Genomic DNA, 24,564 nt, shown 5'->3' with positions numbered 1-24,564 from the left:
GCCCGACGACGGCGGCCCCAAGACCTGCTGGGGCCGCCGTGTCGTGTTCAGGCGAACCCAGCCCGCGCCGGCCAGGCGAGCGCTCGGTTGACGCGATCATGGCGCGGGTCGTACGATTCGATGCCTGGGCGTCGATCTCGTTTCTCGATCCGTCAGGGAGTGCGTCGTGGTGCTGAACCGGTTGCGGACTCGCCACGTGCTGAGCGTCGTTTGCGTGCTCGGGCTGGGCTGCGGTCGCGCGGAGCCGACTCTGTTGCCTTCCGCCAAGGCTGAGAAGGCCGAGCCGTTGCGGATCGCCGCGGCGGCCGACCTCCAGCGCGTGCTGCCGGATCTGATCGAGAAGTACAAGGCGCACGACGCGGACGTCGTCCTGACCTTCGGCGCTTCGGGTCAGCTCGCCGAGCAGATCCGCAAGGGGGCGCCGTTCGACGTCTTCCTGTCGGCCAACATGAAGTTCGTGGAAGGGCTGGAGACCGAGGGCGTCGTCGCGGCGGGTTCCGTGAAGCCGTACGCGCGGGGCTCGCTGGTGCTCGCCGTCCACCGGGCCGCGAGCGGCGACGTTGACGGGATCGCCGATCTCGTGAAGCCGAAAGTCCGCAAGATCGCGATCGCCAATCCCAAGTTCGCCCCATATGGGACGGCCGCGAACCAGGCTCTCGAACGCGCCGGCCTGGGGGGCTCGCTCGGGCCCAAGCTGGTTCTCGCCGAATCGGTTCGCCAGGCGTTCCTTTACGTCGAGCAAGGCGACGCCGAGGCGGCGCTCGTGAGCCGTTCGCTGATCGTCGACGGGGGATCGCTCAAGGTGATCCAGGTCGATCCTGGGCTTTACGACCCCTTGATTCAGGGCCTCGGGGTCGTCGCCCAGTCTGACAAGCTCGACCGCGCCCGCCGGTTCGCCGATTTCGTCGTCGGCGAGGCCGGGCAGTCGATCCTCGGCGCGCACGGATTCCGGACTTCTGGGGAGAAGGCCGAGCCGCCCGCGGCCCGCGAAGGCGCTCCGCATGGGGGATGATCTCGGCCCGCTCTGGCTCTCGCTGAAGGTCGCGGCGGCCGCGACGCTCCTGATCGTCGCCGTGGGGTTGCCGGCCGGGTTGCTGCTGGCGAGGCGACGGTTTCCGGGCAAGGGGCTCCTGGCGGGGTTCCTGGTGCTGCCGCTGGTCCTCCCCCCCACGGTCCTCGGGTATCTCTTGCTCCAGCTTCTCGGCAAGCGAACCTGGGTCGGGGGCTGGCTCGACCAGTCGTTGGGGATCGTGCTGGTCTTCCACTGGTCGGGGGCGGTGCTGGCGTCGGCGGTGGCGGCGTTCCCGCTCTTTCTGCTCCCCGCGCGCGGCTCGTTCGAGGCCGTCGATCCCGGCCTGGAGGACGCGGCCAGGCTGCTGGGCAGGGGGGAGCTGTCGGTCCTCACGTCGGTGACCTTGCCGCTGGCCTGGCGCGGGTTGGCCGCCGGGGTCGCGCTCGCGTTCGCCCGGGCGCTCGGGGATTTCGGGGCGACGATGATGGTCGCGGGGAACATTCCGGGACTCACGCGGACGGCCTCTCTGGCGATCTACGACGCCGTGCAGGAAGGCGACTCGACGCGGGCAGCCTGGCTGACGCTCTGGATCTCGCTGATCTCGATCGCCGCGCTCGGATTCGTGCAGCGGACCTTGCCCGAGCGGGGGAGACGGCTTTGAAGGACCAACGGCCGGTGCTCGAAGTTCAGGTGACCCGGCGGGTCCACCACGGGCTCGCGGTCGACGCGACCATCAGCCTCGACGGCGAGATCGGCGTGGTCTTCGGGCCGTCGGGCTCGGGGAAGTCGACCCTGCTGCGGCTGATCGCCGGACTGACCCGGCCGGACGTGGGACGGATCGCGCTCGGCGGCGACGTGCTGTTCGACTCCAGCCGGGGCGTCGACGTCCGGTTGAGGCATCGACGGATCGGCATGATCTTCCAGGACGACCTGCTGTTCCCGCACCTCCGTGTTGGCGCGAACATCGGCTTCGGCCTGAACCACGAAGCCCGAGATCGGCGCGCGTCGCGGCTTGCCGAGGTCGCCGCGCTGTGCGGCGTCGAGCACCTCCTCGACCGTTGGCCGTCGACGCTCTCGGGGGGGGAGCGCCAGCGGGTGGGGTTGGCTCGCGCGCTGGCCCCGAGGCCCCGGCTCCTGCTCTGCGACGAGCCGGTGTCGGCCCTCGATCTGCCCAATCGCCATGCGCTGCTTGAGGGACTGCGGCGGGTCCAGAAGGCGGAGAGGCTGCCGGTGCTTTACGTGACCCACAGCCCGGCGGAAGCGATCGCCCTGGGGACGCGGCTGTTCCTGATCGAGCACGGCCGACTCGTCGCCGAGGGCTCGCCGCTCGACGTGCTGGCGAACTCGCGGCACGCGGGCTTTCTGCATCTCGAAGGGGTTCGCAACGTCTTCCTGGGACGGGTCGCCGAGCACGCCGCCGACCAGGGCTCGACCCGCCTCGAACTGACAGGCGGTCCCTCGCTGATCGTCCCGCACGTCGACCATCCCCTCGGTACGGCCATGATCGCCGAGATTCGCGGCGACGACGTTTTGCTCTCGCTCGAACCGGTCACGGGCGTGAGCGCCCGCAACCTGATTGAAGGGGTGGTCGAGGCGGTCGTGCCGCACGGTCACGAGGCCGAGATCGTGGTTCGCACCGGCAACCTGCGATGGCTGGCGAGCACCGTCGGCCCGGCGTCCGGCCTACTCGCGCTTTCGGCTGGCCAAACGGTGTATATGATTATCAAGGCCCGCAGTTGCCGCGTCGCCCTCGCGACACCGGATCGGGTGTAGAATCGTCTGATGGGAATTCCCGAGGGCGCGGCTTTCGGGGTCGTGTTGGTATAGTGATGATGTCGTCGAGCTTGCACGATCTCGAGGAGCCGACGAGGCAGCCCCCTTTCTTGTGAGCGTCCCATGTCCGGAGCCGGCTTTCCAGGAGATCGGCCCGTTCCCTCCGGCCCGTCGGCCGGGACGTCGTGTCCTGACAGCTTCGCGCCGCGGCGTCGGGTCGTTTCCAGCGCCGGCGTCCGGGGCGAGTCCGAGATCCGCGACGTGCTCCACGGTCGGCTTCGCGCGGCGGTGTTCGTGCTGTCGCTCTGCTTCCTCGCCTTCTTCGTCGTCAACGCCTTCAGTCCGGGCGTACTGACCGGAATCCTCCACCTGCAAGGCGTGGTCGTGGTGATGCTGATGGCCGCGACGGCCCTGCTTTCGACAGGGTGGAAGCCTTCGTCCCGGCGGCTTCGAATCATGGAGGCCGTGGTCTTTGGAGGGGTCGGCGTCTACTTCATCATCGCCATCTATCTGGGGATGCGACTGCGGCTCGGCGTAGAGGCCGACGGCGCCTGGCAGTTGGCCGATTTCCTCAAAAGCGCCCTGTCCTGCATGCTGCTGATTATCTACACGTATGCGATCTTCATCCCGAACGACGCGAGGCGGGCCGCCAGGATGATCGCGCCGCTGGCCTTGACCCTGCTCGTCGCGCCGTCGGCCCTCGCCCTGACCACGCCTGCATTTCGGGCGCTCCTGGGTACGCATCCGGCCTTGAGCTTCGAGAACCTCGGTGAACACGCGCTGCTCCTGACCCTTGCCGCCTCGACCGCCGTCTACGGCGCTCACACGATCAACCGATACCGGGCCGAGGTCCTCCATTCTCGCGAGATGAATCAGTATGTGCTGATCCGGAAGCTGGGGGCCGGCGGTATGGGCGACGTCTTTCTGGCCGAGCATTCGCTGCTGAAGCGGCCGTGCGCACTCAAGCTGATCAACGAGAAGCTGGACCAGAACCCGACGGCCCTGGCGCGGTTCGAGCTGGAAGTCCGGGCGACGGCCAGGCTGTCGCACTGGAACACGGTCGAGGTCTACGACTACGGCCGAACCGACCTCGGCGCGTTCTTCTACGTGATGGAGTACCTTCCCGGTTGCAGCCTCCAGGAACTGGTCGACCGTCACGGGCCGTTGCCGGCGGGGCGGGTGATCTACCTCCTCAGGCAAGCCTGCGGCGCCCTGAACGAGGCGCACCAGGCGGGCCTGGTGCATCGCGACCTCAAACCTCCCAACATCTTCGCGGCCTACCGCGGCGGACAGTACGACGTCGCCAAGATCCTCGATTTCGGCCTGGTCAAACCGATCCACGACGAGCGGTCGTCGGTCCTGACCCTCGAAGGCGTGGTCACCGGATCGCCCCTCTACATGGCGCCCGAGTTGATCGTCAGGAACCACGAGCCCGACGCGCGGGTCGACGTTTATGGGATCGGCGCGGTCGCCTACTACCTGCTGACCGGCCGGCCGCCGTTCCTGGGACCCGACGCCATGGCCGTGATGATCGCTCACGCCCGCGACCCCGTCGAGCCCCTCTCCGCCGTCGTCCCCGGCGTGCCCCCGGACCTTGAAGAGGTCGTCCTGCGCTGCCTTGAGAAAGATCCGGCCGACCGCTTCCAGGACGTCGTCAGCCTGGCCCGCGCCCTCGAAGCCTGCTCCGACGCCGACGACTGGTCGGCCGAGCGAGCAGCGGCCTGGTGGCGGACGCACCAGCCGATCGAGGCGGCCGACCAGCCGCCCCCCCCGCCGGACCGTGAGACCGATCGCGAGGCCCTCGACTCCCTGAACCACGTCGACTTTCAGGCCATCGCCCGGCCGGGCCCTCGCGAGCCTCTTGATCCCGAACTCACGATCGCCGAAGATCGGGGACATCCGGCTCGCCTCCTTCCCCACGGTTACGACGCAACCCGCGACCGATCGCCGAGTGAATCCTCGTGACGGCTCCCCAAACGATCGATCCCGAGCGGCCGGGTGGAATTCTGCCTGTCGTGGTGCATCTGGCCTTCGCGTTCGACGTCGGCGACGAGATCAACCTCGACGCGGCCCGAGAGCTGATTCAGGGCGAACTCGGGCGGTTGCCGCGCCGCAAGCGGACCCCCGAATCGATCGGCTATCGACCCGCTCCGGTGCGCCTGCCCATCGATCCCGGCGGCCTTCGGCTGCCCGGCGAGGTCGTCATGACCGGCGTCCCCCGGGCCGAGCTGACGCTGTTCGATTTCGGCGCCGTCTCGCTGGCGATCGAGTTCCCCCTGGCCGCCTCGCCCGAGGCGCTCTCGGACCTGGCGGGCCGGCTGTCGGACATGGCCCCGCTGAACGAGGCCGCGTATCGCCTCCTCGAACCCTGGATCGAGCGGCTGAAATCCGCCGTTTTCGACTTCTCGTTCAGCCCGATGACCGAAGAATACATCGTGTTCCACCTCCCCGAACGCCGGCCTCGATGGCTGGAGGATCACGCCGACTGGATCGCCGGCCTCGTCCGGCTGGAGACCGAGCCGCTGAGCGAGACCGAGGTCGCCGAGGCCACCCGGCTGTCGCTTCGGTATACGCCGAGCGACCTCGTGGTGCTCGACTGGGCCGCCGGATTCGTCGCCGACGTCGATTGCGCTGACACATTGGAAGTTATTGATTTCGCCAATGTTCAGCTCCTGGAGTATCGCCACATCGACGACCGGCTCGACGACCGCCTCGAAGCCGCGTACCGGCTGATCCGGCCCGACCGCCGGCGGTCGCTCGTCCGGGGCTGGAACACCCACGGTGTGGCCGTCCGCCAGGTCCGGGAGCTGGAGATCGAGGCCGCCGGCCTCTTCGAGCGGGTCGACAACGCCCTCAAGCTGATCGGCGACCACTACCTGTCCCGTGTCTTCGAACTCGCCTCGGGCCGGTTCCACCTCCGCGGCTGGCAGCAGTCGATCCGCCGCAAACTCGAAACCGTCGGCGACGTCTACGACCTCCTCATCCAGCAGGCCGGCGGCCACCGCATGGAGGCCCTCGAAATCACCGTGGTCCTGCTGATCACCGTCGAGATCCTGTTGGCCCTCTTGAAGCACTGATTATCCGATCAGTGGTGGAAGACGGGCTCTCCGACCCCGGCGCCGCCGGCTTGCAGCACCTGCTCTTGGTCACGCGGCAGGTATCGCGAGCCCAGCAGGAAGAAGACGGCTCCCAGGGCCAGCACCGGCGCGACCACGAGCATGGCGACGGTCAGGTTCTCATCGCCGATCGGCGCGGCGCCGATCGAGGCGAAGAACTTGCCGACCCACGAGCCGGCGACGCTGGGCTTGCCGAAGAAGGTCGAGATCCAGCCGAGGATCAGGGGCGAGCTGATGTCGCCGAACACGTGGATCAGGAAGATGTAGAGGGCGAATCCCGACGCCCGCTTGTTGGCCGGGACCACGTTGGCGATGACCGTGTTGCAGGGGCCCAGGACCATCGACAGCAGGATCATCGCCCCGAACAGCAGCGACAGCGAGACGGCCCGATCGGCTTCGAGGACGGCCATCAGACCCAGGGGAACGGCGGCCGTGGTCACGATGGTCGCCAGCAGCAGATAGGCCCGTTTGGTGAACCGCAGGGAGAAGTCGGCCAGGAAGGTCCCCAGGGCGATCCCCAGCAGCCCCGCCAGCGCGGTGAGCCCGCCGATCGACATGCCGGCCTCCTTCATCGTCATGCCCCGGACGATTTGGTAGAAGTTCGCGCCGTGGACCGCGTAGGCACCGGTCGCGAATGTGATCGCCGCCATCCCGGCGGTGTTGAACACGTAGGTCGGGATCTTGAACAGGTTGAGGTATTCGGCCAGGCCCGGGCGCTCGCTCTTCTCGGTCTCATGGCCCCCTTCGGTCGTCCCCCGACCAGGGTCGTGGATCACCAGGGCGAGAAACGCCGCGATCAGGCCGGGGAAGCCGACGATCATGAACGCCTTCTGCCAGCCCAGCTCCTCGCCGATCCAGCTCCCCAGCCCGTACCCCAGCGCCCCGCCCAGCGGCAGCGCCAGGTAGTAGATCCCCATAGCCCGGCCCCGCTTGCTGACCGGGAACAGGTCGGCGATCAGCGTCGGGGCGATCACGCCGTAGCTCGCCTCTCCGACTCCTAACAGGGCCCGCCAGAAGAACATATGGTTGAAGTCGAGCGAAAACGCGGTGCCGACCGTCGCCAGGCTCCAGAGGCCGACGCCGCCGGCCAGCAGCATCCGACGGTTGTAACGATCCCCCATCCAGCCGATCACCGGCGAGACCATCGTGTAGACGATCATGAACGAGACCCCCAGTACGCTGTACCAGAAGTCGTCGATCTTGAAGTCTTCCTTGATCTGCGTCCCGACCGCGAAGAACGAGTATCGGTCGATGTAGTTCAGCAGGTTCATGCCGAACAAGACGGCCAGCGCGAAGTACGGACCGCCGATCGTCGGCAGGAAGCTCTTGCGAACGGACGCGGCGCCCACCGGGCTGGAAGGGGGAGACGGCATCTTCAAGGAAAGCCTCACGATGAGAAAACGCTCAGGGTTAAGCATTGTGTTATACACGCTCCCCCATCGACTGGCGAGAGCCGTGGAACCGAGCCGAAGCCGCAACCGCAACCAACCCGCGCGACCCGACCCCCACCGCCGCCGGCGCGTTTGGCTTCGTTCGCGCTGGAATCACCCTCCGTCCCCCGCGCTCGGGTACCGGAAATCCGGTGCGGTTCGCCGCTCTCGACCCATCCTAACTCCCACGTGATCGACCCGAGCGGTCGCCCCAAAGCCGGTCCCGAATTGGCTTCGTTTACAACCGAAAAACAGTCGATTCTAAGACGCAAGTCCTGTATTTGCAATTTGGTGTGATCTTTTTCTGGATTGGCTTCGATCGCGCCGAAAACGGGCTCCTTCGCACGTTGCGGCGGGCTCGGAGCACCCTCGGGCCGACTCCGACCGCGGCCCGTCCCCGCACCGCCCGGAGCCCGGCGTGAATTGGGTTTATTCGCGCGGGATTTCCCATGTCCGGCATTCTGCGTTCCCGCAGGGGCACCCTGGTCCGCTGGTCGCTCCAACCGCCCGACGGGAAGCTCCGCGTCTCGCTCGGACTGGCTTTGTTCGACGGGCTGAATACGCCGTTCGACCGTTCTGAAAGCCTGTATTGGCAAGTGTTTGCGAGGGGGGCATGAATTGGCTTCGATCGCGCGGAAACCACGCAGTTTTCGACCCCGATCGTCCTCGCCTCGTCCTCGTTCGTCGGCCGTCTCGATCCGCGCCCGCGCCGCCGGCTGATTGGCTTCGATCGCGCTCTTTTCGCCGTCGCATCGCTTACGCCCCCAACTGCGGCCGGCATCGGAGGTGGAAACCTCGATCGCGTCACGCTCGAATTGAAAAAGAGCCGGGGCGAACCGCATACTGTCCCATCATGAATATACGACCTGATTCCGTCGGGGTCGGACTGGTCCGAGGGCGGCCGGACATCCTAAAAGCGCTACGTCACTGTTTTTCGTCCGCCAGCATCGACGACTCTTCGGCCGTCACAAGTCCGGATTGCAGCCGGGGTCCCCGGCCCCGATTCGTATCGAGCATCTCACCACCCTGAAGCCCGTCTTGAGCCACCCGTTTCTGAGGCGAGCATGAGCGAACCCCCCCGTCCCCGACGACCTGTCCAGAGCTTTGGCACCGTGATCACGGGCATCGTCGTGATCGTCGTGCTCAGCATCGGCACAGACGCCGCGCTGATCGCGACCGGCGTCTTTCCGGCTCACGGCCAGCCGATGACCGACGGACTTTTCCTGCTGGCGACGATCTATCGCACTCTCTATGCCATCCTTGGAAGCTACCTTGCGGCCAGACTCGCACCCGATCGGCCCATGGCGCACGCTCTCGCGTTGGGCATCGTGGGTCTGGTCGTGAGTATTTTAGGTGCCGTGACGACGTGGAACACGGATACGACCGCTGGTCTCTCCTGGTACCCCCTTGCGCTCGTCGTGCTCGCGTTACCCCCCGCCTGGGTGGGAGGCAGGCTCCGCGAGATGCAGCTTCATGCACGGTAACCGTTCACGGGTCGGCGCTGTTGAATCAGCGCGAGCCGACTGAGGGCGGGGTCAGCGATGGGACGGCGAGGGCCGCGCGATGGGCCTGGAAGGCGGAGGTCAGATAGTCGAGCACGTTGCGGCCTTGTCGTCGGCAGGTGGCGACGACCGTCAGCATCCGCTCGACGAACCGACTCCCCGAAGCGCTGGCGGTCCCGCCGCTGATCCGTCGCCAGATCACGGCGTGACGCACCGCGCGTTCCGAGACGTTGTTGGTCGGCTCGACGCCCGGCCGCCGCGCGAAGTTCCACAGCCCGGCTTCCAGCCGCAACAGCTCCGAGCACGTACCGGCCGCCCGCTCGCTCGCGCACCGCGCGCCGGCCTCCAGCGTCGCGTGGACCAGCCGTTCCAGACCGCCGATCGCTTTTTGATATGTCGCTCCGCCGAGCAGTCCGTCGCGCGCCTTGCGATGGATCCGGAACAGCCGGTTCGACAACCCCAGCAGCCGGCCGCCGAACTTCGCGCCGACCCCGCCGCGGTCGATCATCGCCTGGAAATCGCGGCGGAGATGGCTCCAGCACAGTTGCCGGTCCGCCGCGGCGATCCAGTTGTACGCGCTGAAGCGGTCGCTGCCGACGGTCCGGTCCGGCCTGTCGCCGAGCAGGCTTCGGGCGACCTCGCCGGAGCGGTTCGCGGCGATCGCGAAGACCGTGGCGGTCGGGGTCGTCGCCGCCCACAGCCAGGCCCGACGGCCTTGCTCGCGCCAGCCGGTCTCGTCGACGTTGACCACGGCCGCCTCGTGGACCGCCGCGGCCAGTTCGCGGTGGGGTTCGGCCAGGGCGAGGGCCGACCGCCGCTCCAACTTGGCGATCATGCCGGTGGAGATCGACAGCCCCAGCAAGTCGCCGGCCAACTGGCGGATCTGCCGCTTGCTCAGCCGATAGGCCCCGGCCAGGGTCGCCAGCACCGCCTGGAGCCGCGGGCCGAAACAACTCGCGGAGCCCCCCTCGGGGAGCGTGCCGCAAGTCGACGCGCCGCAGCCGGGGCAGGTCAGACGATGCAACCGATACTGATCCACCCACGGATCGAACCGGGGGATTTCGGCGACCTGATGGACCAACGGCGCCGGATCGACGCCGTCGAGCGGCCCCTTGCACCGCCGGCACGACGTCGGCTTGCAGTCGGTCGACGAGTCGAGCTGCTCCGGCGGAACCAGCGGCCGGACCGCCCTGCGATGCCCGGGCTGTCCGCCCCGCTTGCGTCGCGACGGCGGCGCCGGCGGCTTCCGCTTCACCCCGATCGGGTCCGACGACGGCGGCTTCGACGAGTTGGTCGAGTTCTGGTTCAGCCGCGCCTCGAGATCGGCGATCCGCCGCTCCAGAACGTCGATCCGCCGCTGTGTCGCCAGAAACACGGCGGCGACGGCCGCCTGCGCGTCAGGCGGCACTTTACTCCAAAGCTCCTCGGGGATCGGCGGCGCGTTCGTCATTACGACGGTATAGCGCCCTCAACGGCAAAGTTCAATACCAGGCCGTGACCGCTTACCATGCACGTTCACAACCCCCCGCCTGGGTGGGAGGCAGGCTCCGCGAGATGCAGCTTCATGCACGTTCACAAAACTGACGAAAGGCCCTTCGTCGGTGCGCTTTCACGCGTCAGCCGCCGACCCGTCCGGGCTCGCAATCACCACAGTGTAGCCTTCAGGGTCGCGCAGCCAGCATTCCCAGTGGTTCGGACCGCCGTTGCCGTCCGGCGGATTGCGATGGCGCGGCAGGACGATTTCGGCCTTCATCGATTCGGCCCGAGAGAGGGCCGCGTCGAAGTCGTCGATCTCGAACCACAGGAGAACGCCGTTGCCGTAGGGCTTCGCGTCCGGATCACCGATCGGGCCGTGGTGGTGGTCGACCTCCCACCTGTGCAGTTGGAGGATCAACACGCCGTTTGCGGTCAGCCGCTCGTATTCCGCACCGCCGTGCGCGCTCTGGCAGCCGAGCAGACGCTGATACCATCGGCTGCTTGCTTCGACGTCACGTACTGCGATCAGGGGTTGAGGACGCATGAGAAACTCCGTCTAAAGGTAGGCGTTTACGAGCCGGGGGGATAATTGCTCAGGCAGGATCCGAGTGTGGCGGTACGAAGCCTAACTTCCACTTCACGGCCGAAGGCCCCCCAAAACGCGTCGATGTGTCGGACCGACGCACCTAGCGGCCCGGCGAGCCGGCGGCGCCGCTGGCAATCCCGATCTTACGTGATTACAGTACGTTTTGTGGTCGAAGTCGAGTCGAAAGGAGCGCCCCCATTTCCGGTAGGCTGCTCAAATGCGAATCTGGATTGCCATCGTCGTCATATGGGCTGCATATGCGGCCACTGGCGCGGTTCCCGACGTCAGTGTTCCCTGGCTCGTCACGATCGGTTGTTGGGCATCAGTTGATCTCGTGTGGCATCTATCGGGACGGAAGATTGCGCCGGCGGGCAACGGCCGCGTCGCTTCCTTGAGATCACGAATTCTGACGAACTTCCCCCACCTGCTTTACTGCTTGCCCTTGGCGGACGTCCCGATTCTCGGTCTTCGGTTGCTTCCGCCGTTGGCTTCGGTGCGATGGGCCGGGGCAGCGATGTGCGTGGCCGGCGTTGGATTTGGCATCTGCGCGCGACGCGCTCTGGGGAAACGCTGGAGCGGCGATGTCGCGATCGTACCGGCGCATGCTTTGGTACGACGAGGCCCCTACGCGATCGTTCGGCATCCGATCTACCTCGGGCTTCTCGTGGCTCAGTTGGGGATGATCATCGCGCTGGGTGAAGTGCGGGCGCTGATCTTTGTATATGGAATCGACCGGTTAATGAAGAAACTGCCGCTTGAGGAAGCCGCGCTCCGTAAGGAGTGTCCGATGGAGTACGAACAGTATTCACGCCGCGTGCGGAAACTGGTTCCCTTTGTCTGGTAGTCGTGAGCGTGACGTCGGTCCGACAGAGCAGCCCAATCAGACGCTGAACCTGACCTGGGCCGCGGAGTTGGCCCCGGCAGATGAGCGGGGGCGTTGGGTAGCGCGCTTCGGTCGGATCGGCTGACGCGCTCGGGAGATATCTTCGCGGCTCTATACGTTTCCGTACGCTTGTCGCCCTCGGCGTGTGGAGGGTTACGTCCAAAGAAATGAGCCGGGAAACGCGCCGGTCGCTGTCTCATCGGGGCTGATCCAGCCGACGAGAGAGCGGTTGCGACGCATTGAGCTGCGACCGTTTCGCGTTGCCGAGTAGGACGAGGCGACTGTCCGCAAGTCCCGTCGGCACGCCCCAGTCGTTACGTCGGGCGTCGATGAGGGCGTTCGAGGCGGCGATGGTGACGTCGGACTGGCCGTTGTTCCGGATCGTGTTCTCACTCAATACGACGTCGTACTCGCCTTCGTCGGGCGCGATCCCGAAATCCTCGCCGACGTTGCCGACGCCGATGCCGGTTTTGAGGGCTTTCTCCACGATGGAGTTGCGTAAAGAGAGTCGATAGCGCCCCTTGGCGAACGGCCTTTTGTCGATCACCGAGGGAGCGAGCCAGATGTTCTGGGCCTCGCCGCGAAACCCGTCGACGAAGCCGACGTCGCGGATGACACTTCCTTGCACGTTGATCGAGACAAGGCTTTCGCCGGCTCGGGCCGGGTCGGACGGAGGTAGGTTGAGAATCGACCCTTCGAGATTCATTTGCGCCGCCTTCTCGAGCGTGGAGTCGCGAATCTCGATCTCGACCGTCGCCGGGACCGATGACGCGACGCCAACGACGCCGTCCTGGCCCGATTCACCCGATGTGGTTCGCTCGATCCGGGCCTTGGCCCTGGCGTCGGCGCTGGCGAAGACGAGGATGTTGCGGCCCTGTTGGCTCATGCGGCCACTGACCACTGCGTCGGCAAGTTCGAGCTGAGCCTCCGAGCCCTTGCCCTCGGCGAACGCCATGACTCCGATGTCGAATAGTGGAGAGCTGGGCAGGCCGCCTTCGGCTCGGGAGTGGTCGACGACCAGGCGGCTGGTGGCTCCCTTCAATGCGAACGAACCGACGCCGAGGCCGGCCGCCCGATTGATGTTGCATCGAAGGAGGCGATTCTCGGTTCTCCTGCCGGGTTGGGTCGAGATGAACAGCACTCCCGCGTGGGAGATCGGGCCAAGCAGGCCGACCTCGGTCGTGGTGAGGCCGGCGGATTGATTGGCGTCGTCCATGTCGACGCCGATGAGGCTGACGCCGGTGACGTCGACGCCGAGGACGCCGCTCGCCTTGGTTCGTTCGATACGCACTCCGATGACCTGGCAGTCGTCGGCCAGCACGAGGCCGTTGCCGCTGTTCCGCTCGACGGAGCTGTTGGTGATCGACGGTTTCCGGTCGACCTGGATTCCCACCAAGGTCTGACCTTGCTTCAACGCCAGGCCGCCGTCCAGCGGGTCCTCGCCCGGCAGCAGCATGATGACGTCGCGCGGCTTGGTAACCGCCTCGAGAGCGGCCAAGGAGCCGATCGGGGTCGATATGTCCGTCCCGTCGCCGGTCGCCTTGGCTCGCGCGAACCAGACGGCCGATCGAGCGTGAGTTGGTTCAAAGGCGTTGAGGCCGCAGGCCAGGAGCAGGACCTGTAGCGCGACGCCCGGTTTGGCCAGTCGCCCGATAAGTCGGCTCCGGCTGGAGCGCAAATCCATCCGCGCGATCGACATCCGCAGTTTCTCCGTTGGGATCGTGTTGCTGCGACGTATTCTCGAAAGGAACTTGCGCTAAACTTGATGCCATTCCGCCGTACCCCGTGCAATCTCGCGACATGACGATTCGATCATTGCCGGCGATTGGGCCGAGGGCCGCCGGCGCTGGAGTCTTCTCGAACCCGGATGAAATGGTCGGTGAACTCCGCGTTCGGGACGGCCTCGGGAATTTTGGGCATGTGGCAGTTCAGGCACCCTTCCGTCTGGTTCACGGGGCATATCGCGCCCATGGAGGCGTCTCTCGCCCCCCGACTCGTCGGATCGGCGTCTTTGGTCGCGGAGTGGCACTTGAGGCAGACCGCCTCGTAGGCGGTTGAGGAGGTCGCGACGTTCTGATGGGGGTTGTGACAACTCACGCAACTTAATGAACCGCTCTCCTTGTAGCAACGGCTCTTCACTAATGACGGGGCCTGGAACCTGATGAAGTCGGGGGAGTCGGGCGACATCGTCGGTGAGACAGGGCTGTGGCATTGGGCGCACAAGTTCGTCACTTCGTCCGCGGTCGCAGCCGACGGCCTGACGATAGCCCGGTCGGTAAGCCCGAGCGCGATTGCCTTGAGGTGGTTGCCTCCAGGGCCGTGGCAGCGTTCACAGCCGATCCCGCGGTCATGGGGACGTTCCGGAGCCGGCGTCAATACAGACGACGCGGTCGTCGTGTGGCAGTGCACGCATTTTCGAGCGAAGTCCTCGGTGATCGGACGACCCAGATAGCCGATCGCGTCGGGGGGGAGATCCGTGTGACCTATCGTCTTGCTCCACTTTTCTTGCTTCGCATGATAGGAGACGCGGCCCTCGCGGAGTTCGTCGTGCGCATCCTTCACCACGAGGGTCTCGCCGTGATTCCCCGAGCCGAGGACGTACTGGACGATCGCGCGATAAGTCTGGTCGTCGACCGTCGTTTCCAGGGTGGTCGTCCCGTGGTCGTTCGTCAATCGATGGCGTACTCGGGTCGAGATCGGGTCGGGGATCTCTCCCTCTGCTTTGTGCTTTGAGGCGGTCGGGCTTTTCCAACGATCTTGGAAGGTCAGCGCATGCCGGCTGTACTGCTGCGACTCGTAGATCGAAGCATGGCAAGGCCGGCAGCTCACTGCGCTGGTATAGGGGGCGGGCTCGCGGGCCAGCGGAGGCATGGGGGGGATCACGGCGGCGAGGGCCGACGCGACTTCGCTCGCCTTGCCCTGCTGGAGAAAGGCGCGGCTTGCAAGCCATCGCGACTCGCGGTTCCGTTCGCCCCCAGAGGCCGAGTCGAGGATCTCCAGGGCCCGTTCCGGCCGCCCCAGCCTCAGGTTGACGCGGGCCGCGAGCGAGGCGACTTCGGACCGCTCGATGCCGATCGTCCGCAGGCTCGGGGCGTCGACTTTCAGGACTCGTTCAAGTGGCGTTGACGCTGACTCGGGCTCGTCGAGATCGCTGTAGATCCGCGCCTCGATCCAGGCGCCGCGCAGGCCGAGTTTCGGATCGCTCGCGAGCTTTCGGGCCCTCGGAAGCGCTTCCAGGGGCTGCTTTTCTTTGTGAGAGTAAAGGGCGAGCCGGAAGAGGGTTTGGGGATCGTTGGGCGCGAGCCGTTCGGCGTCAAGCCAGGCCGAGACCGCCATCGGCTCCTGGCCCAATTTCGAGCACCCGTCGCCGATGAGGAGATAGTCCAAAGACTCGAGGGCGGCCGAGTCGATTCGTTGGTAGACCGCCAGCGCCTGGTCGTCACGCCCGGAGCGGGCGAAGGATCGGGCGAGTAGAACGAGCGCGCCCTGATTCCCCGGGTCCTTCTTGAGGACTTCCCGAGCCCCTTTGACGGATTCCGCCCATTCACCTCGAGTATACGCCGCCCGGCCGCGAGCCAGCCGCCAGGCCGAGTCGATGTAGTTCGATGCGAGGAATGCGGCGAATCCAAACGCCATCGCCGCCGACCCGAAGAGGCAGGCCACCCCGACGCGCTTCCCGAATCGTGGTCGCGCCCTTGTGGTAGCCATTCTGGAGTTCCGATAAGAATCAAACCGATCAGAAGTCGATTTCCGGGATGGAAGGGACTCCCGACCCGTTTAATAATCGATTCAACACTCTCATGCGTCCCGATGGTCACGGAAGAACTCCACGAGCGCCGCTTTGCGTTCGGTGGCGATCGAGTCGGTCAGCCGGCGGCGTTCGGCGTCGGGCATCGGGGTGAAGGCGCGGGCCAGCGCGATGTTGCGGCGGATGAACTCGGGCTTGGGCATGCCCAGGCTCGCCAGGCTGACGGGGAGCGAGAGCGAATAGGCGAGCAGCTTGTCGATCGGGGCGGCGCTCGTGATCTGGTCCTGGCCGAACACCTTCATGGCGATGACGCCCATTCCTTTGCGCACGGCTACCGGCAGCGCGAGTTCCTCGAAGCCGCCGGTCGGCATGCGGGTCGCTTTCATGCCCCCTTTTCCCTCGGCCATCCGGGCCATCGCGGCGTTGAGCGCCATCTGGGTGCAATTGAAGTCGTGCCGTTCGAGGGCCGTCCTCAAGGCTTCAGGGGCGGCATGGCAGGTGATGCCGATGGCCCGCGCGATCTTCTGTTCGCGGGCCTCGTACAATGCCTCCAGCACGCCCCCTTTCGCCTCGATCGCGGCCAGGTCTTCGGGGCCGGACAGGGCGTGGATGTGCAGGACGTCGAGGTGGTCGGTCTGGAGCAGCTTGAGGCATTGCTCGATCTGGCGGCGGGCGTCGTCGGCCTTCCGCGCCGCGATCTTGGTCGCGAGCGTGACCTGCTTGCGACGCTCGGGCATGAGTTTGCCGATCCACCCCTCGCTCTTGCCGTCGCCGTACGAGTGGGCCGTGTCGATGTAGGTGACGCCGAGGTCGAGGGCCAAGGTCAGCGCCTCGAGCGCGCGGTCCTCCTGTTCGTACATCAAGAACCGGCTCCCCGAGCCGAAGCCCAGGGCCGAGACCTTGATGCCGGTCTTGCCGAAGTCGCGCATCGGCAGCTTGGAGTCGGCGAGGGCGCCGGCTCCAAGCGCGGGAGCGACGACGGCCCCGACGGCGGCCGTCTGGAGGAAATCTCGACGATTGAAGTCCATGACGACTCCTCGTGGAAGAAAGGGCTCGTGGCGAGCCGGTCGGGGCCGAGATAGAGGGTTATGTGCTTATGACCTTGAGCAGTTCGCGGGCCTGGGCCATGCCGGGGGCGGGGCGGCCGCATTCGCTGGCGGTGACGCGGGCGAGGGCGACGAGCTGACGCCAGCGGAAGGCGGGACGGGTCGAGGCGAACTCCTCGCGGACCGTGTTGTAGTACTTCTCGGCGTGGAGCGCGCCGTCCTCGCTCACGGCGTACTTGAGCAAGAGCGCGAAGACCGGCGCGGGGTCGTGACCGAGCGTCCCGTAGCGGTGCACGAGCGCCGAGGCGATCTCTTGCTGGTTGGCCTGGACCGCCGATTCCAGCTCGGTCACGAGGCGGTTCGCGTCGGTCGACTTGACGTCGGCGAGGACTTCGGCGAGCGGGCGCGGGGTCCATTTGAGGAAGTCGGCGGCCCGGGCCTGGCGGTCGCGGGCGACCTCGTAGCCGGCGAGGATCAGGCAGGCGGCGGCGTTGCGTGGGTTGACCACGCGCGACATGTTCCGCCAGGCGTTGACGGCGTCGCTGGCGTGGACGCCGACCGAGTCGCCGTGCACGCTACCCGGAGGTTTGCCCGGCGACGCCCAGCGCTCGGGGCGGCCGGCGTCGCGGAGGACGAGCTGGTTCGCGGCCAGGGCGATCGCCTCGCCGACGTCGCGCGGGTCGATCCCTTCGGCCAGGGCCGCGGCGACGGCGTCGGCGGCGGCGGCCGGGCTCGATTCGAAGACCGTCTTGCTCATCGCGGCGACCCATGCGTCGTCGGCCCGCTTCGTTCCGGGCGACGTCCTCGGCAGCTTGTGCTGGTCGAACAGCCGAGGCAAGAGCGCGCGAGGCTCGACGTTCTCGGCCGTGCGCCGACTGTTCTGCTCGCTCTTGACGCAGTAGCGGACCGACTGCCGGAGCATCGTGTGAGCCTGTTCGGGGCCGACGACGTCGAGCAGTTCCCAGGCGCGGTAGGGGAGGACGACGCGGTGGACTTCGGTCTCGTCTTCAACCGCGACGAGGAGGCTGTTGAACGCCTCATCGGGCGAGATGGCGGCGATCGCGGCGAACGTGCGCTCGGCCTCTTTCATGTCCTTCCCGCGAACCGCGTCGCGGAGCGCTTCGCCCGACTCGTGGGATGCGGAGAGCGCGCCCGGCTTGACTGTGTGGAGGACTTCCGAGGCCGCGCCGCCGTGTTCGTGGATCCGGTTCGTGTTCCGGTACAGCACCTTGAGCACGGGGAGGGCGCGGCGGTCTTCGGGCAGCTCCTTCGCCATGTGGTAGGCGGGGGCGAGCGCCATCAGGGTGTGGAAGCCGATGTAATCCTCGCCGCCGAACGTTCGCGCGTTGGCGAGCGCGGCGGCGGCCACGAGTTGCTTCAGTTCGGTTCCCGACCGGAGTTTCTCGACCAGTACTGGAAGAAGGTTCTGGACGGACGTCTCCTGCATCAGGCCGACGAGCGGTTCGATTCCGCCGAAGACGAGGCGTTCGCCTTTCTCGCCGTCCGCCCAGGCGGGCGTGAGCCCCATGTCGAACGCCGTGCCGAAGCCGACGCTCGCGACCAGCATCCCCCGACCCACGTTCCCCAGAAACTCCCGACGCGTGCGCTGCGTGCCCATCATCGTCGTCCTTTCAGGTGAAGCATAGCGGAGGGCCGGAGCGTCCCTCGTCGCCTGGCAAGTTTACCAGGTTCTTCGGCGCGGCAAGAGCCTCGACTCCAGCTTGCGGGCGATTTGAATGGAGCGGTTCGATATCGCCGATCGATGCACGCCGCTCCCCTCTGGTAGGAGGTGCGGGCCCGTGGCAAGCGTCGAAACCGCCGCGGATCGGAACTGGCGCCATCCGCAGTTCGAGTGACTTCGATTTTGTCATTTAGAGCGGTTCGCGTTTGGGCTGCACACGTAGGGGCGTCCCTTGTGGGCGCCCGATCGGCGTCGGCGACCGCGGCGGCCCCGCAATTCGGGCGCCCACAAGGGACGTCCCTACAGTCACGCGGTCTTCCGGCCGCCCCTGCTGTGCGCGACTCAAAGGTTAACCGCTCTAGTATGCTTGATGATGGTATTTAAATGTAAAGGCGAGCGAGTTATTTATCTTGCTAAACGATTCGTACGGGCTTAATGTCCGGTTTATCGCGTGCCCACCAATTCCCGCCATCCCGTGCAAGATAGCCAGCAGATCGCCGATGGTTGAACTCCGTTGACTTGACGCACCCGTGGCCAAAATCATCGAGGATACGAAGCATGAGACGCTCCGCGCGCAGATCGCGGACGTTGACACCCAAGATCGATCATCTCGAGGAACGCTTCGTGCTGTCGACGCTGGTCGCCGGCGTTGCCGTGCCGTCTCCGACGGCTCATGGAGGGTGGGTCGGCTACGGGAGAAACAGTGCTTCGACCGCGATGCCAGTGCGAATCCAGGGGCTCGTTAACGGCGACGGTGCATCTCTGGCTCACCGCGGCTTCGCGAATTCGGTGGTCGTGGCTTGATTGACGGCGTCGAAAGCAGCGGGCTCACAGCACCACGTCGCTCACACATCCGCGCTCGGAGCAAACGGCATCTTCACGGCGTCGGCCGGATCGAATCCCGTTCATCGCGCCATGCGTTCGTCGAACGCCGGAAACACGCCGTCCGCGGGCGTCGCTGTGGCGGTTCCGGCGAACCGCTCCGGGGTCACGCGCTTACGATCGGCCGCTGTCTCGACGCCTGGCGCGATTCGTCCCCTGGCCCTCGCTCCTGGGGCCAGCCGCTCCACCGCTCGCGATTCCACGCTCGACTTCACGACGATGAGCGGCTCCGGCGGCAACCCCCCGGCCTACTATCCGACCTTGAAGGGCAGCGGCGGCAGCGTAGGCTCGATCTTGGCCCCGGGAGAAGACCCTGCCAAGCCGAAGAATTGGATCCTCTACAACAACAACCCGGCTCCGATTGGCGACATCATGCACTTCTGGGTGGAGAACATCGATACATCGAAGATCTTGTCCTATACTTGGTCCGGCGGCAGCGACATTAAGAGCTATTTCGGCGGTGACGGCCAGGACGCTTCGTCCCTGCACAAGTTCGTCAGCATGACGCCCGGGGTGCCCACTAATCAGGCGGGGTATGATTTCATCATCCCCGCCACGGTCGCCCCGCAGAATTACGATGTGAAGTTGACGATCAAGTATAAAGCGGAGCCCACGGGCACGGCCCCGGATTCCGTCTTGCACTGCACGTTCACCACCGTCTCTCCGGACACGGCCACATTGACGGTGGAGCATCAGGGTACGCCGCAAGCCGGTAACCCATACGCTTTTATCTGGACAGGATTGTGCCTTACTCCCTATGGCGAGACCGAAGCGGAGTCCGGGATCGAGATCACAGCCAGCACCAAGGCGGCATCATCGGTCGGCGGTAAGTTCATGTTTCTTCAACTGGTGAAGCCGGATCGATCGCGTAGGTTCAATGACAGAGTGACGGGTTTGCCAAGAACCGAAATTATGGAGGCGAGGGACGAAAGATCCAGTCCGCCGGGATGGGCGTCCGGCGAGTGGAACCTCGATGACCCATGTGGGAAGACGGGCTATTGGCTCGCTGGATATCCCCCGGATGTTTATGTTCATGAGTGGAGCGTCTCCGCAGGTGAAACTAGTCGGGCAGTATCCATGTGGGATAGTCAAATGATGAAATATTACCAGGGTATAGTTCTAAATCTGACCATCGGGCACAAGGTTCCCGCGGGCAGCACCTACTCGCCTGAACACTACGTCACATACTTAATGTACCAGCCTCCGAGCGGTGTCTGAGTGGCCCTGTACAAAGTGGCTTGGTCGTTCGGGATATCCGTAAGCGTTGTCCACCCGGACCCGACCACACCGACACAGTGGTGGTTACGACCGACAGCATGACGAACGTCGTAGCCACTCCCTCGAGCGCCGTGGGAGAATGGCCTTCGTGGATCGGTCGAGCCTCTCAAACGGTCGACGGCCACTCATGAACCGCCGACCGCTAAAGGCTGGCAGGATCGGCGGTCGGCTGAATGCCCGACTACGGGAGGCCCCGGACGCGGACAGCGGCCGAGGGTTGACGCCTGGTCGCGTCCGTCGGCATCGAAACGGTCGAGACTCAACGAGGGCTCGGACATGAAACCGCCCCGCATGCAGTTCACGATTCGCCGCCTGATGCTCGCGGTCTCGGTCGTCGCCTTGATCCTCGCCCCAGCCCGGTTCGCGAGACACGCCGTCCCCCATTTCTTGCGCTGTAGGGTTCTGTGCTTGCAAGCGGATGATTTGAGTCGGATGTGCCGCTCCCTGGCGGCGCTTTATCGGGATTGTGGCCTCCCCCACCCGCCCTCTCCCTTTATTTACTACTGCGATGACCCCAACGCGGTGGCGATTGCTGAGTTGGTCCTCTCGAACACCATGCACTGCCCACACGCGCGATCAGCTGGTTGCATCGCGCTGCTTGACTCTCGCCCTGGGGGCGAACGTGAATCCATTCAAGCCTCTGATTCACTGGGACGAGCCGCCCATGAAGAACTGAGGGTGTATCAGAAAACGTGAATCGGCCGCGAGGACCGGGCAACGGGTGCGATCCTCAGACAGAGAGGCGATCCGGGCGGTTTTCGATCCCGCAGAACCCTGACGAATAGAAAACCCGATGTCCTCTACTGATACCCCGCCCACCGAGCCGCCGGCCGCTCGCGTCCTGTTCGCGGCCTATCCTTGCTATCTCGACAATTCAAGCGGGGCGGCCGTGGCCTCACGGTCGCTTCTCGAAGGCCTGGCGAGGCGCGGGATCGCCGTCGAGGCCCTCTCGGGTTCCAGATGGGACAGTGGTCGCTACCACGAGATCGAAGAGTCGACCGCTGCGGATCTCGGTACGGCGTGGTCGTTCGACTCGAGCGGCATGCGATCCTTGGAGGCCCCCCAGGTACGGCTTACCGTGCACGGCGTGCCGGTGACGCTGTACCGGGGGCGGCCCAGCGACGACGCGCTGAGCGACCAGGAACGCGCGGAGTTCCTTGGAATCTACGAGAAGACGCTGGATCGATTTCGGCCTCGGTGCATCGTCACCTACGAAGGAGACGTCCTGGACGACGCGCTTCGTTCCCAGGCTCGCGCCCGAGGGATCGCGGTCGTCTTCGCCCTGCATAATTTCGGCTATCGGACCCGTGACACGTTCGCGAACGTCGACGCGGTGATCGTGCCATCGCGGTTCGCGGCCGATCACTACCGTCGATCGATCGGATTGAAATGCACGGCCCTTCCCAATCTGATCGATCTTGAGAGGGTCCGGACCGAGACGAGGAGGCCGGAATACCTGACTTTCGTGAACCCGTCGCCGGAAAAAGGGGTCTTCGCACTCGCCCGCATCGCCGACGAGTTGGGACGTAAACGTCCCGACATACCCGTATTGGTCGTGGAGTCGCGAGGGACCGAGCGCACCCTCGTCGACTGCGGACTGGATTTGCGGGACCACGGCAACGTACATCTGATGACTCATACGCCCGACCCGAGGCACTTTTGGGAGGTCACTCGCGTCTGCCTCTTGCCTTCGCTCTGGTGGGAAAACCAGCCATTGGTGGCGATCGAAGCCATGGTCAACGGGATTCCCGTCATCGGCTCCGACCGAGGGAGGATACCCGAGACCCTGGGGAATTCCGGGGTCGTCTTACCGCTTCCCGAACGTCTGATGCCCTACTCGCGCGAATTGCCGACCGGCGAGGAGGTGAGCCCGTGGATCGAGGCGATCTGTCGACTCTGGGACGATCCGGAACTCATGGAGGAGCACGCCCGGCGAGCCCGAATCGAAGCCTTGCGATGGAGTTCCGACCTCCTTGAAGCGCAATCGGCTCGATTCATTCGCGAAGTGACGCCTTCGTCGGCCCCGCCGTTCGTCCAACCGACCAGTTCAGTCGGACCGGTCGAACTCGATTCCCCCTGGGCGCAGCGGGCTTCGTCCTGGGACCAGATCCCGGGCATGTTCGACTTCGCCGCCGTATACGACGCTGCCGTCGAATCCGCGCCGGATGGGGCTGTCTTCGTCGAGGTGGGCTGCCTGGCGGGCCGTTCCACCTGCTACCTCGCCGCCAAAATCCGGGAGTCGGGCAAGGCTATCACTCTTTACGCGGTCGACACCGGGCGGGGATCGGCGTCGGATATGACCGGCCAAGACATCGCACCGTCACTGGGCGGCTCAATGGCCGGAGTCTTCCACTGCAATCTGATAAGCTGCGGCGTGGATGATCTGGTAGTGCCGATCTTCACCACATCCGTTCGGGCCGCGAACCTCTTCCAGGCCGGCAGCGTCGACTTATGCTTCATCGACGCCGACCACAGCTACGAGAGTGTCATGGAGGACTTGCGGACCTGGTGGCCGAAAGTCAAGCCCGGGGGAATTCTCGCGGGCCACGACTATCGTCAGACGGCTCACTGGCTCTTGGGCGTGACGCCGGCTGTCCACGAGTTCTTCGGAGTCGCGGACGCCGGGCACCCGCTCTGCCCATCCTGCTGGACAGCGACGAAACCTAGCGACTCGGAAGCCAACCTCGTCTCGACGCTTGACGGTCGGGGTTGAGGTCGGCCCTCAGTTCGCTTCGGGCTCGGTGTCGAGGTCGGGGCCTCGGGTGGCGCGGCGGGTGGTTTTGCGGGCTTTCGGCCGCGGGGCCGGCTGTTCTTCTTCCTCGTCGTTGCTGTTGTCGTCGGCGCTGCGGGCGGCGGTGACGTCGGTGTTGCGTGACCGGGTCTTGGCTCGGCTGACGGTCTCGGCGTCGAGGAACACGAGGACCTCGGTGCTGCTCGGCGCGCCGAGCGGGGTGCCGAGCCATCCCCCCTTCTTGTCGATGATGCCGGGGTGAATCCCGCCGCTGAGGAGCAGCGTCTGGCCGAGCGGCCAGTTCTTGACGGTCTGGTCGAGATGGGTCTGGTACGAGATCGGCACGTCGATCGACATCTCACTGGGACCGATCTCGCGCGGGGCGATGATCTTGGTGCGCTGGAACGACTGCACCGAGTTGACGGTCAGGTCGATGGCCGCGTCGACGCCGTCCCCCTCGAACGTGAGGAGCGGGCTGAGGCGGAGGACGATGCTCTCCTCCAGCTTGTCGGCCTTGGGCTGGAAGCCCGTGCCGGCGGCGCTCTCGCGCTGGATGCCGCCGGAGAAGGTCCGGGGCTCGGCGGTCTTGATCGTCAGGGTCTGGCCGTTGACCATGTCGACGCGCTGGTCGGCCAGCTTGCGGAAGCCTTGCTGCACCTGCATCTGCGAGAGGACCAACGCGGCGTCTTCCACCCGCATCATCCAGATCTGCTGGCCTTGCGGGCCGCTGCCGACGGACGTCAACCGAGAGAACACGGTGTGCCGCCAGCGGGTGTCGACGGCCGCGATGAACTGAACGTGGATCGACAGCACGTCCTCCGTCGCGCCCGTGAACCGCTCGACCACCTCGTCGACCTGCTTGAGGATCTCGGGGCTGTTGTAAGCCCGCAGCTCGGTCTTGCTGGCGCACAGGACGGCGGTCTTCTCGCCGTGCCAGTCGTTCGCGCCGGTGCGGCGGAAGATCCAGTCGATGATCGCCTTTTGCGGGTTCTGTTGATTCTGCGCGACCCGCGTGTAACGGCCGATCGAGAACCGCTTCCACTGGAAGCCCGGCTCATTGCTGAAGCCGACCGGCGGGTCTTCGCTCGCGGGCTCCGCATCGGGGTCGTCGCGGATGGGCGGCTCCTCGGCTTGCAGGGCCGAAGTCGAGGACGCCGGTTGAAACCCACGATCCTGACGGGAACGTGTTTTCGGGGCGCGCCGCTTGGCTTCCTGGCCGAGGAGGCTCGCGGGAGAGAACGCTCCCAGCAACGTCGTCAGCAATAGCGCGGTGCGGCGATTCATGCCAGGAGGCCTCCATGCCGGTCTGGCTAGAAACCATGCATTGAACGAGGGGATGGATGGGGCAGGCGTTCCAATCCGAATCCCCGTCCTGGGGATCGCGCCTGGGATCGAGCGGAAACCTATCAGAGGTCGAATT

17 protein-coding genes are annotated in these 24,564 nt (G+C 65.7%); 9 read left to right on the top strand and 8 right to left on the bottom strand.

What is annotated here, in order from left to right; translation table 11 throughout:
• Window positions 1-166 precede the first annotated feature (166 nt).
• The 5 genes from modA (at window position 167) to BSF38_RS11570 (ending at window position 5,862) form a co-directional block, all read left to right on the top strand.
• Window positions 167-1,012 (top strand): molybdate ABC transporter substrate-binding protein, encoded by an 846-nt coding sequence (modA, locus tag BSF38_RS11590; RefSeq protein ID WP_076345748.1) that lies wholly within the window; start codon window positions 167-169, stop codon window positions 1,010-1,012.
• Window positions 1,002-1,673 carry a molybdate ABC transporter permease subunit gene (modB, locus tag BSF38_RS11585; RefSeq protein ID WP_076345746.1) on the top strand — a complete coding sequence of 224 codons (672 nt, stop codon included), beginning with the start codon at window positions 1,002-1,004 and terminating at the stop codon, window positions 1,671-1,673. Before modA ends, modB begins: the two co-directional genes overlap by 11 nt.
• Window positions 1,670-2,785 carry a molybdenum ABC transporter ATP-binding protein gene (modC, locus tag BSF38_RS11580; RefSeq protein ID WP_083712879.1) on the top strand — a complete coding sequence of 372 codons (1,116 nt, stop codon included), beginning with the start codon at window positions 1,670-1,672 and terminating at the stop codon, window positions 2,783-2,785. The genes modB and modC overlap by 4 nt, the downstream gene beginning before the upstream one ends.
• Before the next feature lie 123 nt (window positions 2,786-2,908).
• On the top strand, window positions 2,909-4,750 hold the full coding sequence (locus BSF38_RS11575; protein ID WP_076345744.1) for a serine/threonine-protein kinase: 1,842 nt from the start codon (window positions 2,909-2,911) through the stop codon (window positions 4,748-4,750).
• On the top strand, window positions 4,747-5,862 hold the full coding sequence (locus tag BSF38_RS11570; protein WP_237170850.1) for an RMD1 family protein: 1,116 nt from the start codon (window positions 4,747-4,749) through the stop codon (window positions 5,860-5,862). Before BSF38_RS11575 ends, BSF38_RS11570 begins: the two co-directional genes overlap by 4 nt.
• 8 nt (window positions 5,863-5,870) lie before the next feature.
• Here the strand turns inward: BSF38_RS11570 and BSF38_RS11565 are convergent, their stop codons facing one another.
• Window positions 5,871-7,274, bottom strand: coding sequence for a spinster family MFS transporter (locus BSF38_RS11565; RefSeq protein ID WP_076350774.1), 1,404 nt, complete (start codon window positions 7,272-7,274; stop codon window positions 5,871-5,873).
• A 1,169-nt stretch (window positions 7,275-8,443) separates the two neighbouring features.
• Between BSF38_RS11565 and BSF38_RS11560 the strand changes: the two genes are divergently transcribed.
• Complete coding sequence (locus tag BSF38_RS11560) at window positions 8,444-8,815, top strand: hypothetical protein (protein WP_210405711.1); 372 nt, start codon at window positions 8,444-8,446, stop codon at window positions 8,813-8,815.
• Window positions 8,816-8,840: 25 nt separating this feature from the next.
• Here BSF38_RS11560 and tnpC read toward each other — a convergent pair whose 3' ends face one another.
• Both tnpC and BSF38_RS11550 read right to left on the bottom strand, forming a co-directional pair.
• Window positions 8,841-10,283, bottom strand: coding sequence for an IS66 family transposase (gene tnpC, locus BSF38_RS11555; protein ID WP_076344478.1), 1,443 nt, complete (start codon window positions 10,281-10,283; stop codon window positions 8,841-8,843).
• A gap of 159 nt (window positions 10,284-10,442) precedes the next feature.
• Window positions 10,443-10,853 (bottom strand): VOC family protein, encoded by a 411-nt coding sequence (locus BSF38_RS11550; protein WP_076345740.1) that lies wholly within the window; start codon window positions 10,851-10,853, stop codon window positions 10,443-10,445.
• A 259-nt stretch (window positions 10,854-11,112) separates the two neighbouring features.
• Here BSF38_RS11550 and BSF38_RS11545 point away from each other — a divergent pair, with 259 nt between their 5' ends.
• On the top strand, window positions 11,113-11,739 hold the full coding sequence (locus BSF38_RS11545; protein ID WP_076345738.1) for a methyltransferase family protein: 627 nt from the start codon (window positions 11,113-11,115) through the stop codon (window positions 11,737-11,739).
• A 235-nt stretch (window positions 11,740-11,974) separates the two neighbouring features.
• Here BSF38_RS11545 and BSF38_RS11540 read toward each other — a convergent pair whose 3' ends face one another.
• The 4 genes from BSF38_RS11540 to BSF38_RS11525 form a co-directional block, all read right to left on the bottom strand.
• A complete protein-coding gene (locus BSF38_RS11540) occupies window positions 11,975-13,477 on the bottom strand; it encodes a hypothetical protein (RefSeq protein ID WP_076345736.1) in 1,503 nt (500 codons plus the stop codon).
• A gap of 113 nt (window positions 13,478-13,590) precedes the next feature.
• Window positions 13,591-15,441, bottom strand: coding sequence for a tetratricopeptide repeat protein (locus BSF38_RS11535; RefSeq protein WP_076345734.1), 1,851 nt, complete (start codon window positions 15,439-15,441; stop codon window positions 13,591-13,593).
• Window positions 15,442-15,576: 135 nt separating this feature from the next.
• Window positions 15,577-16,554, bottom strand: a complete 978-nt coding sequence (locus tag BSF38_RS11530; protein WP_076345732.1) for an aldo/keto reductase — start codon at window positions 16,552-16,554, stop codon at window positions 15,577-15,579.
• A 58-nt stretch (window positions 16,555-16,612) separates the two neighbouring features.
• Window positions 16,613-18,190, bottom strand: coding sequence for a hypothetical protein (locus tag BSF38_RS11525; RefSeq protein WP_076345730.1), 1,578 nt, complete (start codon window positions 18,188-18,190; stop codon window positions 16,613-16,615).
• Between the two features lie 978 nt (window positions 18,191-19,168).
• Here BSF38_RS11525 and BSF38_RS11520 point away from each other — a divergent pair.
• Together BSF38_RS11520 and BSF38_RS11510 are read left to right on the top strand one after the other, a co-directional pair.
• Complete coding sequence (locus BSF38_RS11520) at window positions 19,169-20,353, top strand: hypothetical protein (protein WP_076345728.1); 1,185 nt, start codon at window positions 19,169-19,171, stop codon at window positions 20,351-20,353.
• 853 nt (window positions 20,354-21,206) lie between these two features.
• Window positions 21,207-23,126, top strand: a complete 1,920-nt coding sequence (locus tag BSF38_RS11510) for a class I SAM-dependent methyltransferase (RefSeq protein ID WP_076345724.1) — start codon at window positions 21,207-21,209, stop codon at window positions 23,124-23,126.
• Window positions 23,127-23,135: 9 nt separating this feature from the next.
• On the opposite strand, the gene BSF38_RS11505 is transcribed toward BSF38_RS11510, so the two are convergent.
• Window positions 23,136-24,428 carry a hypothetical protein gene (locus BSF38_RS11505; protein ID WP_076345722.1) on the bottom strand — a complete coding sequence of 431 codons (1,293 nt, stop codon included), beginning with the start codon at window positions 24,426-24,428 and terminating at the stop codon, window positions 23,136-23,138.
• Window positions 24,429-24,564 lie beyond the last annotated feature (136 nt).

Source organism: Paludisphaera borealis (genome assembly GCF_001956985.1).
Taxonomy (GTDB): Bacteria; Planctomycetota; Planctomycetia; order Isosphaerales; family Isosphaeraceae; genus Paludisphaera; species Paludisphaera borealis.
The sequence above is the reverse complement of the archived record's forward strand: the minus strand, read 5'-3'. Positions and strand labels throughout refer to the sequence as shown.